Origin of the sequence: uncultured Fretibacterium sp. (assembly GCF_963544685.1) — a bacterium.
GTDB lineage: Bacteria > Synergistota > Synergistia > Synergistales > Aminobacteriaceae > CAJPSE01.
In genome coordinates this window covers 1-14,738 of the sequence record NZ_CAUUGJ010000057.1, presented here as the reverse complement: position 1 = coordinate 14,738, position 14,738 = coordinate 1, and the positions used below count along the sequence as shown (strand labels likewise).

At 64.3% G+C, this 14,738-nt stretch carries 14 protein-coding genes; 3 read left to right on the top strand and 11 right to left on the bottom strand.

The window, feature by feature from the left end:
• The 3 genes from ABLA28_RS06780 to ABLA28_RS06770 all read left to right on the top strand — a co-directional run.
• The coding region (locus tag ABLA28_RS06780; RefSeq protein ID WP_347713024.1) for a flavodoxin domain-containing protein at positions 1-507 on the top strand (507 nt) is incomplete at its 5' end.
• Positions 508-636: 129 nt separating this feature from the next.
• Positions 637-1,560: a DMT family transporter gene (locus tag ABLA28_RS06775; RefSeq protein ID WP_314716186.1), complete on the top strand. Its 924-nt coding sequence runs from the start codon at positions 637-639 to the stop codon at positions 1,558-1,560.
• Entirely contained in the window at positions 1,533-2,471 is a 939-nt protein-coding gene (locus ABLA28_RS06770) for a lysylphosphatidylglycerol synthase transmembrane domain-containing protein (protein ID WP_347713023.1), read from the top strand. The genes ABLA28_RS06775 and ABLA28_RS06770 overlap by 28 nt, the downstream gene beginning before the upstream one ends.
• 170 nt (positions 2,472-2,641) lie before the next feature.
• On the opposite strand, the gene ABLA28_RS06765 is transcribed toward ABLA28_RS06770, so the two are convergent.
• From ABLA28_RS06765 to ABLA28_RS06715, 11 genes are all read right to left on the bottom strand, one after another.
• Positions 2,642-3,400 (bottom strand): thiamine diphosphokinase, encoded by a 759-nt coding sequence (locus ABLA28_RS06765; protein ID WP_347713022.1) that lies wholly within the window; start codon positions 3,398-3,400, stop codon positions 2,642-2,644.
• Positions 3,401-3,405: 5 nt separating this feature from the next.
• Positions 3,406-6,351, bottom strand: a complete 2,946-nt coding sequence (locus ABLA28_RS06760; protein ID WP_347713021.1) for a DNA translocase FtsK — start codon at positions 6,349-6,351, stop codon at positions 3,406-3,408.
• Positions 6,352-6,411: 60 nt separating this feature from the next.
• Positions 6,412-7,446, bottom strand: coding sequence for an endolytic transglycosylase MltG (gene mltG, locus ABLA28_RS06755; protein ID WP_347713020.1), 1,035 nt, complete (start codon positions 7,444-7,446; stop codon positions 6,412-6,414).
• 102 nt (positions 7,447-7,548) lie between these two features.
• Positions 7,549-8,658, bottom strand: a complete 1,110-nt coding sequence (gene queA, locus ABLA28_RS06750; protein ID WP_347713019.1) for a tRNA preQ1(34) S-adenosylmethionine ribosyltransferase-isomerase QueA — start codon at positions 8,656-8,658, stop codon at positions 7,549-7,551.
• On the bottom strand, positions 8,655-10,181 hold the full coding sequence (locus ABLA28_RS06745; protein ID WP_347713018.1) for a SpoIID/LytB domain-containing protein: 1,527 nt from the start codon (positions 10,179-10,181) through the stop codon (positions 8,655-8,657). The genes queA and ABLA28_RS06745 overlap by 4 nt, the downstream gene beginning before the upstream one ends.
• A 45-nt stretch (positions 10,182-10,226) precedes the next feature.
• Entirely contained in the window at positions 10,227-11,273 is a 1,047-nt protein-coding gene (gene ruvB, locus ABLA28_RS06740; RefSeq protein ID WP_314716198.1) for a Holliday junction branch migration DNA helicase RuvB, read from the bottom strand.
• Positions 11,274-11,303: 30 nt separating this feature from the next.
• A complete protein-coding gene (ruvA, locus tag ABLA28_RS06735; protein ID WP_347713017.1) occupies positions 11,304-11,924 on the bottom strand; it encodes a Holliday junction branch migration protein RuvA in 621 nt (206 codons plus the stop codon).
• Positions 11,921-12,457: a crossover junction endodeoxyribonuclease RuvC gene (ruvC, locus tag ABLA28_RS06730; RefSeq protein WP_299299742.1), complete on the bottom strand. Its 537-nt coding sequence runs from the start codon at positions 12,455-12,457 to the stop codon at positions 11,921-11,923. The genes ruvA and ruvC overlap by 4 nt, the downstream gene beginning before the upstream one ends.
• Entirely contained in the window at positions 12,457-13,209 is a 753-nt protein-coding gene (locus ABLA28_RS06725; protein ID WP_299299741.1) for a YebC/PmpR family DNA-binding transcriptional regulator, read from the bottom strand. Before ABLA28_RS06725 ends, ruvC begins: the two co-directional genes overlap by 1 nt.
• A gap of 103 nt (positions 13,210-13,312) precedes the next feature.
• Positions 13,313-14,050, bottom strand: coding sequence for an NAD(+) synthase (nadE, locus tag ABLA28_RS06720; RefSeq protein ID WP_347713016.1), 738 nt, complete (start codon positions 14,048-14,050; stop codon positions 13,313-13,315).
• A gap of 118 nt (positions 14,051-14,168) precedes the next feature.
• A partial coding sequence (locus tag ABLA28_RS06715; RefSeq protein WP_347713015.1) for an NAD-dependent epimerase/dehydratase family protein occupies positions 14,169-14,738 on the bottom strand: 570 nt, incomplete at its 5' end.

Below are 14,738 nucleotides of genomic sequence, written 5' to 3'. Positions count from 1 at the left end.
CAGGTCATCGGGCTGTACGACCGCTGGAGCCGCTACGAGGCCGACTGCGGGGCCGTCGTCGTCTACGGCTCCATGTACGGCAACACCAAGCGCATGGCGGAGGCCGTCTGCAGCGGGCTCTCCGACAGCGGCGTCAAGGATGTCCACCTCTACGACGCCGCCCGGAGCGACCCCTCCCACATCTTGCGCGACATTTGGCGCTACAGGGGCTTCGCCCTGTTGAGCTGCACCTACAACACCCTGCTCTTTCCCCCAATGGAGGCGCTCTGTTCCAAACTGCTCAATCGCATGCCTAAAAACCGGGCGCTGGGCATCGCGGGCAGTTACAGCTGGAGCCGCGGCGCCCTGGACGCACTGAGGGAGTTCGCCAGGGACATCAAGCTGGAGGTCGTCGGCCCCGAGGTCGAGGTCTTCGCCTCCCCCACCGCCGAGGACCTGGAGCAGTGCGTGGAGCTGGGTAAAAACCTGGGCCGTCAGGTCGGAGGCCCCTGCCCCCTGCAGAGCTGACGGGGCGGAAGGCTCCTTGCAGCAAGCCGTCGTTTGACGCTCCATCATTGATGGAGCGTCTTTGCTGAATTTATATTTTCGCGCGCAAAGGGGGGACACCCTCTGCAAATCCTCAAGGAGGAGAAAATTTTGTCCTATTGGCTGAAAGGCTCGGCGCTGGTTTTATTGGGTGCTTTTCTCTGGGGAACACTCGCCGCATTCTCCAAAGAGGCGTCATCCCTGCATCCCCTGACGGGGGCCACTATCAGGGCGGGATTGGCAGCATCAGGCTGTTTCCTCTGGTTTGGAGTGCGCGACTTGGAAATTCTCAAAGTACGTCTCAAGGATTTGATCATCCTCTTTTTCTACGGAGGCGCCTCCGCCGGGTTCCTCTATGGTGGCTTCATGACAGCTCTGACCTACCTCTCCGTCGCGGCGACAGAGGTAATCTTTTTTACGTTTCCGCTCTTCACAATGTTTTTTGGAGCTCTCATCTTGAAGGAGCGCCCGTCAACCATGCAGGTTATCGCGGGCATCCTGATCCTCATCGGGGTCCTGAGCATGGCGACTCTGACAGATTCCGAAACCACAGCCTCTTCTTTCCCGCTGCCGGGGGTGATTGCGGCTTTACTCTCTGTCACAGGCATGACAGTCCAGTCCCTGACCATGCGTTGGAACGGCAAAACCGGCTGGCTTCAACCATGGACATTGTTCAGCTGGGCACAGTTCTTCGCTTTCATCTGGCTGGCCTTTTACAAAACCTTGACGACCGGTTGGGGAGATATCCCAGGACTTTCCGGCACCTTGTGGGGCCTATTGCTCTATCTGGGGTTTGTCGCCACACTTTTGGGTTATGGCGCCTACAATCTCGGACTCCGCTATATTCGTGCATCCACAGGCAGCATGTTGGCTTCGTTCGAATTGATTACAGCAGTTGCTCTCGCGGCACTCCTGTTCCAAAGGGTTCCCTCGACGGGCGAGATCTTGGGATGCCTCATTATCCTTGTCGCTCTCGTGCTGAGCGCACGAGGAGCCCAGACGACCTCATGCCCTCCTTCGTCTCCGCTGTCCTGAAATACGGCATCTCTCTTTTCTGCCTGTTCCATGCCTTCCGGGGCGTACCCCTGAGGGAGCTGTGGGATGTCCTGAGCCGTTTTCCCCTGCCCCCCATGCTCCTCACGACGGCCGTCTCCTTCGCGGCCTATGCCGTCATGGGCGTGAGGCTCACCCGGATGAACACCCCTCCGCTCTCGTTCCGCTCGGCCTTCTGCGCCACCCTGGCGGGGCTGGCCGTCAACAACGTGGTCCCAGCCAAGGCCGGTGAGGTGGCCAAGGCCGTCTGGATCGGGCGCAATAACCATCTGCCCGCGGATGCCGCGCTGGGGATCGTGTTCATGGAGCGTTTTTTCGACGTCAACGCCCTGGCGCTGCTGAGCCTGTGGTTTGTATGGCACGTGGGGCGGCGGGGCGCGACGCTTCTCTTCCTGGCGTGCCTGCTCGCAGGATGGCTCGTCCTCCTCCTGATGCGGCGCTGTCCGAAGGTCGTCTCCTGGGCCGCGCGCCTACCCCTGCCCCGAGAGATCACGGGCTTTCTCCAGCGTTTCCTGTCGGCCCTCGCCGGTCATCTGACGGCGGGGCGCCTCGTCTGGATGGCCTCGACCTCCTTCCTCGTCTGGAGCCTCTACGCCCTGGAGACGATCACGGCGCTCAATGGGGTCGCCGGGCTGGGATTGAGCTGGAAAGCTGCCCTGAGCGTCTTCGCGCTCAGCAGCCTGGGGATGCTTCTGCCCTCGTCCCCCGGGGCCATCGGGGTCTACGAGGCCATCGCCGTGGCCGCACTGAGGGCGCACGACGTGCCGCACGAGCAGGCCCTGGCCGCAGCGCTCTTCGCCCACATGGCACAGTTCATCCCCGTCACTCTGGCCGGAGGGCTGATCATGCTGGCGTTCCCTCCCGAACCGAAGAAGGAGGGGGCGGAAGGCTGACGCCGGGACAAGCACACAACCCTTCGCATGAACATGCCGCATCAGCACAAACATTAAGAGGCGCCGCCCTCGGGATCGACCCTGCGGACGGCGCCTTCTTTCAAATTCCAATTCTTTCGAATGACGACACCAGGCTTAAATCCATCGCTTTCAGTCGATGGCATCGCGTTTCATCGGCATTCCCCGTAGACCCCGAGGACTCCCGAGCGCACTTCGACCCGGACGGGACGGCCCAGGGGGACGTTGCTGATCTCCCGCGGGGAGCCCTGCGCCAGATCGGCCTCATCGAGCGGCCACTTCACGTTTTCGATGGAGACCCTCTCGCAGGAGGCCGTAAGGGACAGAAGCGACAGCGCTGAGGGTGGGATTTCAAAGTCCAGCTCGAGTTTTGCGGGGCCCCGCAGAGGGAAGAGGACCTCGCGCTCGTCGGCGAACCAGAGGACCCTCACCCCACGCTCCATGGCCCAAAGCGATGAAAAGACGTTCGAGAAGGCGTGGTCGAAACGCCCGCCCCAGCACCCGGTGACGACGACATCCCCGGACAGCAGCCTCAGGGCCAGCTGAAAGTCCGTATCGTCCTTGTCCGGCGTATAGCGGTCCGTCTTCGCGCCCATCCGCTCGGCCCACTCCCTGGCCCCATCCGAGACGCTGTCGAAATCCCCCAGGATGCGGGACGGCACGACCCCGGCGGCTCGACAGGCGTCGGCCCCCCGGTCCAGTGCCCAGGTCTCCCGTCCGAGGGAGACCTTCCGCAGCCAATCGGGATCGGGAGCGCGGCCACCCAACACCAGCAACGGAGGCGGAGAGCTTGACGGCGCCTCCCCGTGCCGCCTCAAAAGGGCGCGCATCCGAGGCAATTCCAGCTCGAGCGCCGCCTCGAACTCGAGCTCGGGCGACTCGAAGGGACGCACGGGCTCAGAGGAGCGCACGCGCCTCACTCCTCATCGAACAGTCCGCCCGTCCGCGCGCGCTTCAGAGCCTCGAAAGCGCCCTCCTCGTCCATCAGGATGTCCCGGGGCTTCGAGGAGTTTCCGGGCTGCGGCCCCACGATGCCCAGCTGTTCCAGGCCCGTAATCACTCGGCCGGCCCTGGGATAACCGATGTTGAGGTAGCGCTGAAGGCCGCTTGCGGAGGCGATGCCCGTGTCCATGACGACGTGGATGGCCTCCTCCATCTTGGGGTCGTCGACGATGCTCGTGCCGTTCTTTCCGTTGCCCTCTCCCGCGGGATTGCCCGGGTCCTCGAACTCGATGTACTCCGGCTCCCCGAAGGTTCCCTTCATATACTCCACGAAATCCAGCGTGCGCTCCTCGGTGATGAAGGGGGCCTGAAGGCGGAGCGGGCGGGGATAGCGCGTGCTGAAGAAGAGCATATCGCCCTTCCCGAGCAGCTTGTCGGCCCCGGCGGCGTCGATGATCGTCCGGGAGTCCGTCTGGGACGGCACGGCAAAAGCCACGCGCGCCGGGACGTTCGCCTTGATCAGGCCGGTGATGACGTCCACGGAGGGCCGCTGGGTCGCCAGGATCAGGTGGATCCCCGCGGCACGGGCCTTCTGAGCCAGACGGGCGATCAGTCCCTCCACCTCCTTGCCGGCCGTGTACATCAGGTCCGCCAGCTCGTCGACCACCACGACGATATTGGGAAAACGATCCTTGGGCAGGACCTTGTCGTTATAGGAGGCGAGATTGCGGACCCGCGCGCGCGCAAAACACTCCGTGCGGCGCTCCATCTCCTGCACGGCCCAGGAGAGCGCGGCGATGGCCTGCCGCGGGTCGGAGACGGGCCGGGCCAGGAGGTGCGGCAATCCTTCGTAGATGGCGAACTCCACATGTTTGGGGTCCACAAGGATCAGGCGCAGCTCCTCGGGGGGGCGACGCAGGCACATCCCCAGGATGCAGCCATTGACGAAGACGCTCTTGCCCGACCCCGTGGTCCCAGCGACCAGCAGATGCGGCATGTCCTCGAGGCCGCAGACCAGGTAACGGGAGTCGACCCGCATCCCCATCGGCAGCGGCAGAAGGAACTCTCCCTGCTGAAACTCCTCGGACTCCATCACGGAGCGCAGGGCGATTCCCTTGCGCTTCGGATTGGGGATCTCGATACCCACATAATGCTGCCCCAGGATAGGGGCCTCGACACGGACCGACACGACCGCCAAGGCCATCGTCAGGTCGTTGGCCAGCCCCGCGACCTTGCTGACCTTGATGCCCGGCGCCAGCTCTATCTGAAATTGAATGACGGAGGGGCCCACCACGATATGGGCGACCGTCGCCTTGACGCCGAAATTCTGCAGCGTATCGACGATGACCTCCGCCTGCTTGTTGGCCAGCTCCAGAGCGTCGTCTTGGTCCCAGTCCCGAACCGGAGGGCCGAAAAGGTCCAGAGGAGGGGGAAACACCCCGGAACGGAAGCGCTTCTCTTCCTCGTCCTCGGGCAAGACCACCTCAGGGAAGGTCTCCTGAACGGCGGTATCCCTGCCGTCCGCCCCTTCCTCCGCCTCCGCATGCGAATCATCGGGAGAGGGGGCGAGCCGCTCGCGGATCTCCCGTACGCGTTCCTCGGGGCCGACCTTCGGGGTGCTGGTCACCTCGATAACCTCTTGTCCTCCCTCCATCGCCTTATTCAAGGGAAGCTCGACGGTCTCCACGGCCGCTTCGTCCTCCCTAGCGGCCCCCGGGGCCCGAGAGGCGGGAGAGTCCTTCGGCGCCTCCAACGGAGGACGGCCGGTCGACGGACGTTCGCCCCGGGCTTCCCGCCTGAAAGGCATAAGGACGTCGAATTCTCCGGACTCGAGGGACTCCAGCAACTGATCCAGGATCTCGACCGCCGTCTGCGGAGGGACATCCGTCGACGCTTCCGCAGCGGTCCCGGCCTCGAGAGCCTCGGTATCGAGACCGGCAGCGGACAGCGATTCTTCGGCCCAGCCAACCTCAACGGCTTCGTCCGACTCGTCCGCGTCATCGGCGCGTTGCGGTTCCGGTCCCGATTCGGCTTCGGGCACGGGGACCTCGGGCGAGGGCTCGGGGTGGGGGACGGACTCCGGCCCCTCTTCCTCATCCACATCGGGAGGGATGGGCATCCCCTCGGCATCCGGGGAAGGCGTCTCCGTTTCCTCCCCGGACGCCGGGACCCCAGCCTCCTCCTCATCGTCAAACGTGCCCGGCGTCCCCACGGGCCGGAGGGGATCGAAGGGAACGCCTCCGGGAGAGGCGTTCCTCACAAGGTGCGTGCTTCTTTCCTCCTCCCTGTGCTTGGGGGCATGGGGTTCCCGGGGTTCCTTCCGTCCCTTTTCCTTGGGTTCCGGAGCCGGCTTCGATTCCTCCGTATCCGACGGGCGGGCTGTGGACAGCAGCGACAACAGCGAGAGAAAACGCGAGCCGAAGAGCAGGCCGGCCAGGAAAAGGGAGGCGAACGACACCATGACCGTCCCCAGGACTCCCAGGTTCAGGACGAAGAAATGCGCCAAGCCGTCCCCCACTCGGCCGGGTTCGGCCAAGCGCCAGCTTAAATTCCATCCGACCTTCCGGAACAGGCCCAGCATGAAGGCGATGGAAAGATAGAGCTGAAGCGTCCCCAGAATCTGCCCCAGAAGCCGGGGGATCCGGAGGCGGACGAACCAGGCGAAGCAGAGATACAGCCAGAACGCCAGGGGGACAAAGAGCGCCCCGCCCCAGACGGAGCGCAGATACGCCCCGATATGGCGTCCCGACGCCCCTGTCCAGGCGCTGTCGAAAAGAGCCGCAATCAGATATATTCCGATAGCCGAGAAGAAGAAAAGGGCCAGTTCGAACCAGCTTCTCCGGGCAGGATGCCGTGTCGCCGCGCCGTGCTTGTTCGAAGGTTTTCGAGGTTTCTTGCCGCTGCCGCGTATTATGGGCATTGTGAAATCCTGCCTCTCCCGTTCAAATTCGGTAGCACTTCCTTTTCGCTCCGCCGGCGCCTATTCGGAGCGGGCTTTTTTTATGTTTTGGAGATGTTCCTCGTAGGTCGATGAAAAATAATGGTACCCGTTCTTCCGGGCCACATAATAATAATACGGGTTCTCCTCCGAGCCAAGCGCGGCATCCCAGGCGGAGGTGGATGGGATGCAGATGGGATGCCGGGGAAGCCCCGGGAAACGATAGGTATTGTAGGGTGAATCGATGTTCAGGTCGCTGTGAAGCACCCGCGTCACCTTCCGTCCCATGCGCTTCCAGGCATAGACCACCGTCGCGTCGATCTGCAGCGGCATGTTCCTCTTCAGCCGGTTTCGGATAACCTCCGCGATCATGGGGCCCTCCGCATCCCACAGGGCCTCGCGCTGCACCATCGAGGCAATCTTCGCCGCGGCCAGAAGATCCGAGGAAGCCATGGACCAAACCGAAGCTCCGTACCGATCCCACCAGGCGTGCGCCGCCGTACGCACCAGCTCCTCCGGGGACTCCTCGACGAGAAGATAGGTATCCGGGAGAAGCCACGCAATCCTCGATTCCTCCTCGTCGGGAAGCACCGCGCGCATCGCCTCGGGATAGCTGCGGCCGTCCAGGATGGAACGTTTCAGGAGGTCCCCGCTTCCCGGAGCATCGGGGTTTTGTTCCGGACGGAAAAGGTCCCGCAGGGAAAAGACGTCCGCCCCCGGGAGAATGGTCACCTTCGCCAACAGCGGGCGCACCGTCCGAAGCTGGCGGGCCAGGTTCCAGGCATCGGAGCGCACGACACGATAGCTCCCGGGCCGAAAACTGCGGTCCAGCCCGAAACGCGCCATCCATCGGGCCAGTTTCGCGGAGGGCTCCGTCAGGGCCCCCTGGTCGAAAAAGGCCTGGGCGATCTGCCGGGCGTTCATCTTCGGGTGGATGAGGACAAGACGCACCTCCCCCACCGGAATGGGCAGAACCCTTTCCCAAAAAGGGCTGGGCTGCTTCAGCCAGAAGGATGCGCCTCCCAGCAGAAGGCCCATCACCAGCAACATCGACAGACAGAACAGGCTTCGTCTCATCGGCTCAGGCACTCCCCGTCCACCCGTTTCCTCTCCCCTTCTTCACGGTACCAATAGATTTCCTTCATGGATCTTTCTTCGCTATTTCTTTTTGATCGCTTTTCATCGGTGGATGAACATGGCGTCGCCGAACGAGAAGAACCGATACCCCTCGGCGACGGCCGAGGCATAGACCCCGTGCAGGGCGGACAGAGCCCTTTCCTCCTCGCCCTTCCAGCCTCCCAGCCCCGCGGCGAACGCCGCCACAAGCATCAGGAGCGAGCTCTTCGGCAGATGAAAATTCGTGATCAGGGCATCGACGACACGAAAGTCGAAGCCCGGATAGATAAAGAGGTCGGTATCCAAACAACCGGGACGGACCCCTCCTCCTTCGGCGGCCATGGACTCCAGGGTGCGGGCCACGGTCGTCCCTGCGGCGACGACCCGCCCTCCGCGCCGGCGGCATTCCTCCACGGCCTCGGCCGTATCCCGGGGGACCTCGCAGTACTCGTCGTGAATGACGTGCTGCCGGATATCCGGCGCCTTCACGGGACGAAAGGTCCCGAGGCCGACATGAAGGGTCACCCATGCCCTGCGAACCCCCATGGCATCGATGTCCTGCAGGAGCTTCCGCGTAAAATGCAGGCTTGCCGTCGGGGCCGCCACCGACCCCTCCCTGCTGGCGAAGACCGTCTGATACTCCTCTCGCCAGTCCCGGTCGCCGCCGATGTAGGGGGGCAGAGGCACGCGTCCGAAGGCATCCAGAAAGGCCAAGACATCCTGACGCCCCGTTCCGACCCGGACGATGCGGACCCCCTCGCCCTCCTGCGCCTCGATCCCGAGGACCCTGTCCCCGACCGAGACCTGCGCCCCCTGTCTCAGTTTGCGCCCCGGCCTGACCAGAGCCCTCCATACCTGGAAGTCCGGGGAACAGGGGCTCAGAAGGAGCACCTCCGCGGCGCCTCCGCCGGGCAGACGTTTTCCCAGCAGCCGGGCGGGCAGCACGCGCGTATCGTTCAGGACCAGGAGGTCGCCCGGCCTCAGGTATTCAAGGATATCACGGAACCGACGATGTTCGACCATTCCGCTCCCGACGTCCCAGCTCAGGAGACGGGACGAGTCCCGCGGCTCCGCGGGCGTCTGAGCGATCCGTTCCTCGGGCAGAGGGTAGTCGTAGGCATTCAGGTCGAAGAGATCCTCATGCGCAAAGGCCCGTCGCTCGATGGCGCTCATCGGGAGCTCTTCACGTGGGTCCCCGGATAATAGTGCTCCAGGATGCGTTCCGCGGTCCACCCCTCTCCTGCCAGGGTCAAGGCCCCCCACTGGGAGAGGCCGACCCCATGTCCCCATCCCCTTCCGCGGAAGACAAAGGCATCCCCCTCCTTCGTGATGGCAGCTCCCCCGGGAACGGGAGGCGGAGAAGCGGGAGCCGGGACGGGAGCAGGCGGAACGACCGTCGTACGGGGAGGCTTCGCCGCCGGCTGCGAGGCGGGCTTCCTCTTTCCGCTCCTCTGAAAGCCGATATAGAGATACCCCTTTTTCTTGTCGGGGTTCGTCAGCATGTCGATCAGCTCCGCCGTCGTAAAGACGCCGTCCGCGGTCATCCTCGTCAGGCGTTCCTCCTGCGCGGGAGACAGGGGCTCGTTCGAGGTCGGCACCGGAGCGCGGGGCAGACCGCCGTCCGTGGAACCGGACGCATCGGGAACCCAATCGGATTCCTTGATCTCGGGCATGGCAGCGCTGTCGGCCGGCGGAGCGGAGGGCGCCGGCTGCTGTGGAGCCGAACCCGATACGGGCCCGGAGCCCGCCGTCAACATGGTGCTTTTCAGGATATTGGGTCCTATGGCCATGCGAAAAAGACTGGACTTGACCGTCTTGCTCCCTCTGGGACCGATGAAGGTCAGCGCCGTCGACCGGCCTCCCTTGTCGGTCCCGGCGATCCGGATCTCGGACACCGTGCCGACGCTCCCACCGATCTTCGCCAGTGCGGATTCGACCGTAGTGCGAGAAATCCTGACCGCCCAGGATGTGTTCGGAGACCGGTAAGCCCGGGGCTCCGGAACCCCTCCCAGATAGGGCAGGACCTTGCCCCAAACGTCGGCGTTGTTCGCCGTGTGGCCCCCGCTGTCCGAGTGAAAAGGCGTGAAGGCGAGATCCTTGCCGTAAATCAGAACCTCGCCCGCGGTGCTCTGCACGGCCTGATTCGTTCGTGCGGTTTCCACCCCAGCCCCACGATAGACCTGATCGGACACCGAGTCCGTGACGTCAAAGCCCCGGGCCGAGCGATTCAGGCTCTGCCTCAGGAGATAGGTGCGGGAGATGATGGCCTGAACCCGAAGGGCCTCCTGGGGCCATTTCGCGCCGACCTCGGCGGGGAGCACCCCACGGAGATAATCCTCCAGATCCAGTACGTTCAGCAATCCGTTCCGCGTCAGGAGGAAATCCCCGCGGTAGCTCCGCCTGTTGAAGCGCAGAAGCCCCGAACTGAAGATACGGACAGGAAGCGGAAAAGCGTGTTTTCCCACCACTGCCTTCCCACCCCGGAGGGCTATGGTGGCCGATCTGCCGAGTTCCCGCTCCTGGTTGCCTCCGGCCAGCAGGCTGAGCCCATGTTCCCCCTCGACGACAAACGTCCCTCCCGCAGCTAGGCGCACATAGGCATCGCGGGCCTCGGACCGTACGGAACAGATCAGAAGTCCCGCTGCGGCCAAGAGCATCATCAAGAACTTCCGTAAAATTCCCCTCTCGAAAAGCAACTCGGATACCTCCCGGCAAGAATACATTATCGAGGACGGCATGTCCTACGCCTCCCCGTCAAAGGGCAAAAGAAACCCCTCCCGCCCTGTCGGGGCCGACTTCCCGAGATAGGCATAGGCACTGCCCGTCGCCCGTCGCCCCCGCGGGGTCCGCTCCAGAAAGCCCTTCTGGATCAGGTAAGGTTCGTAGATGTCCTCGATCGTCTGCATGTCCTCGTTCAGTGCCGCCGCCATCGTCCCGAGGCCGACGGGGCCGCCGTCAAACAGGTCGACGATCGTCCGCAGGATGCGCCGGTCCCCCTCGTCCAGCCCCTCGGCGTCGACATCGAGCATATCCATGGCGCGGGCGGCGACCTCCGCATCAATGCTCCCCTTCCCTCGAACCGCAGCGACATCCCGAACACGGCGCAGGAGCCTCAGGGCCACACGGGGCGTCCCGCGCGCGCGCCGGGCAATCTCCCGAGCCGCCTCGACGAGAATCTGAATTTCCATGACTCCGCCGGCCCTGAGGACGATGCGGGTCAGCTCCTCCTCCGTATACAGGGCGAGCTGCTCGACGATTCCGAAGCGGGCGCGCAGAGGCGAGGTCAGGAGCCCCAGCCGGGTCGTCGCCCCGCAGAGCGTAAAGCGCGGCAGGGAGAGCCCGATCGTCTTCGCCAGAGGCCCCTTGCCCACCACGATGTGCAGGGCGAAGTCCTCCATCGCGGGGTAGAGGATCTCCTCGACCTGGGCCGGCATACGGTGGATCTCGTCGATGAACAGCACGTCGCCCGGCTCCACATTCGAGACGATCGCCGCGAGGTCCCCGGCGCGCTCGAGCGCGGGCCCCGTCGTCGTGCGCAGCTGGCCTCCCATCTCCTGGGCGATGATGCCCGCCAGCGTCGTCTTGCCCAACCCCGGAGGTCCGTAGAAGAGGATATGGTCCAGGGGTTCTCCGCGCCCGCGGGCCGCCTCCATATAGATCCTCAGCTTCTCGCGCACCCGCTCCTGACCGATAAAATCGTCGAGGGAACGGGGCCTGACGGTCACGTCCTCCTGAGAACGGGGAGCCGAGAAAAAACGGGGCTCGTTTTCGTACCGATCGTCCTGCATCGTACCGGGTCCCTCCGCGTGTCGGCTTCCCTAACGGAGCCCTTGCTGGAGTTCCTTCAAAGCGGCCTTCAGAAGGGACTCCTCGTCCATGCGTTCAAATTCCTTGCCGCGTGCGGCCCGGATAGCGGACAAAACCGGACCGATATCCGTCTGTGCGAATCCGAGGGAGCGCAGGGCCTCCCCCACCGTATCCGCCGTCCGCGACGGCGCGGCAAGGCCCGCACCGGCCGTCGGGATGGAGTCCGCCAATGCCTCGGGGAGAAGGTTCCGAAGCTCGAAACACAGCCGCTCTGCCGTCTTGCGTCCCACGCCGGGAACCCACGTAAAAGCGGCGACGTCGGCCAGGGACACGGCCCGAAGGATATCGTCCACGGAGAAAACGGACAGAATCGCCATTCCCGTTCGGCCGCCGATCCCCTTGATCGTCGTGATTTTGAGGAAGAGCTCCCGCTCCCGCTCGTCGGCGAACCCGAAGAGCGAGGCCCCGGCCTCCGACACCTGCATGAAGACCGTCAGGCGCACCCGCTCCCCCGCACGACAGAGCGCCAGGGCGCCCCGGGAACACAACACGTCGAACCCCATGCCGTGGACATCCAACAGCACGGCGTTCTCCACGACGTTCAGGACCTCCCCCGTCAGGCAGCGGATCATGGCAGGTCTCCGCCGGACACGGCCGCGCGCTCCGCCTCCGGCCTGAAGGCCGAGTCGTAGTAGGCGAGCCCGGCCAGCGCCGCGGCCAGGGCATCCGCCGCATCGTCAGGAGAGGGTATGGCGTCGAGCCCCAGAAGACGTTGAACCATCCGCTGCACCTGGGTCTTATCGGCCCCCCCGGTCCCGCACACGGCCAACTTTATCTGATTCGGCTTGGGCTCCAGGACCGGAAGGCCCTTCCGGGCCGCCAGGAGCATCACGACCCCCCGGGCCTGCCAGACGAACTCCGCCGTTGTGATGTTCCGCCCGAAAAAAAGTCGCTCCACGGACATGAAATCGGGGGCGCAGTGCTCGAGCTGCTCCCCCAAAGCCTCATAAATATGCAGGAGCCTCTGCGTAAAGGGCAGCTTCGGGCTCGTCTCGACGCACCCGTACGTCAGGGCCCGCAAGCGGCTCCCCTGCCGCTCCACGACCCCGTAGCCAACCCGGGCAAGGCCTGGATCGATCCCCAGGCACAGCCGCCCCCCGCCCATCACTCCTCGAGCCCGGCGGCAGCCTCGTCGGAAAGATCGAAGTTGGAATAGACGTTCTGAGTGTCGTCGTGCTCCTCGAGAACCTCGATCAGGCGCATGATCTTCCGCGCCGCCTCAACGTCCGATATCTCGACGGGCGTTTTGGGAACCATGGGGGTCTCGGCGCTCTCCACCGCGTACTTTGCCTTCTCCAGAGCCTCCTGAAGGGTGCCCAGGTCCCCCGGCTCGCAATAAAGCGTATACCCCTCGTCGGAGGACTCCATATCCGTCATTCCGGCCTCGAGTCCGCAGGACATCAGGGCATCCTCGTCCAGCCCCTTGCCCTTGACCTCGAGAACCCCCTTGCGCTCGAACATCCAGGATACGCTCCCCGACTCCCCCATCTGCCCGCCGTTACGCGTCAGAAGGGCGCGGATCTCCGGCGTCGTGCGGTTCCGGTTGTCCGTAAGCACCTCGACCAGCACCGCAATGCCGTTCGGGCCATACGCCTCGTAGGTCAGCTCCTCGTACGAGGCCCCCTCGATCTCGCCCGTCCCCCGCTTGATGCCCCGAATGATGTTGTCCATGGGGACGCTGACGGCCTTGGCCCTCTCGATCGCCGTCTTCAGGCGCATGTTCATCGCCGGATCTCCGCCGCCCTCCTTGGCCGCGATGATGATGGCGCGCACAAGTTTCTGGAAGAGATTGCCCCGCTTCGCATCCTGAGCGGCCTTGCGATGTTTGATGTTAGCCCATTTGGAGTGTCCCGACAAAAAAATCACCTCATAAACATGAATGAAGCGCCGACTGCGAAACACACGGCGCCTGTTTTAGACAAAAATCCACCCTCACGACGCGGAACGTCCGCGCCCGCCCCTAGACCTCAGGCACACAGATCGGAACGGGACGGCGTTTGTGTTCGCTGTTTCGCCGCCTCGCCTCGATGCGCTCCCTGACCTCGGGCGCCGCGTCGCCGGTCGCGAGATAGCGGTCCAGTTCGTCGTAGGTGAGCCCCATCTCCCCCTCGTCCGTCTGCCCCGCCCAGAAGCCGGCGGTCGGCGCCTTCCGGATGATGCGCTCCGGCACCCCGAGATGGGCCGCCACGGCCCGCACCTCTCCCTTCAGAAGGTCCGCGAGAGGCAGGAGATCCGCGGCGGAGTCCCCGAACTTCGTGAAATAGCCCGTCGCGATCTCCGCCCTGTTGCTCGTCCCGCAGACAAGCAGAGAACGGGCTTGGGCGACGGCATAAAGGGACGCCATCCGCAGGCGGGCCTTGAGGTTGGAGAGGGCCGGCCCCTGGAGTACGCCGATTTTTCTCAGCTCCGAGGCAAGAGCGTCGTAAACCGCGGTAAGGTCCACCCTTTCGCAGGGAATGTCCAGCGCGTCCGCGACCAGCCGGGCGTCCGCTTCATCCGACGGATCACTGTGGCAGGGCATGACGAGCGCCGCCATGTCTTGTCCAAACGCGCGTCGGGCCAACGCCGCAACGACCGCGGAGTCGATGCCGCCGGACAGTCCGACGGCGATCCCCACCGCACCGGCCTCGGCCACGTGCTCCCTCAGCCATCTCTCGATAAATCCGGCCACCCCGGCGGCGTCGCGAATGTACGTCAAACCTCAGCCCTCCCCAAGGGGGCAACAGTCCCCGGATATTTTATTATAGCGCAACCTCCGGCCATTTCATTTCCCCGCAATTCACAAGCGGCGGACACGGCAGCAAGCGGTCATCCGCCTAAAAATCCCTTTGTCTTCCCGAGAGAAAGGCGGCGTACGTGCGGCGCAGCCCCTCGTCCAGTTCCACCGTGTGCCGCCAGCCCAGACCATGCAGAAAGGAGACGTCCAGAAGTTTGCGCGGCGTCCCGTCGGGCCGGGCGGCGTCCCAGGCCAGCTCTCCGCCGTAGCCCACCGCACCGCGCACCCGCTCCGCGAGCTCCCGGATCGTCAGGTCCTCGCCCGTGCCGATATTCACGATGTCCGGTCCGTCGTAGCGTTCCATAAGGAAAAGGCAGGCATCCGCCAGGTCGTCGACGTAAAGGAACTCGCGCCTGGGCGTCCCCGTACCCCACAGGGTAACGGACGGCGCGCCCGAAACCCTGGCGTCGTGCATCCTGCGGATCATCGCGGGGAGGACGTGGGAGTTCTCGAGCCCGAAGTTGTCCCCGGGACCATAGAGATTGGTGGGCATCACGGAGATGAAGTCCGTCCCATACTGCCGGTTGTAGGCCTGACAGAGCTTGATTCCGGCGATCTTGGCGATGGCGTAGGGCTCGTTCGTCGGCTCGAGCGCGCTCGTCAGCAGGGC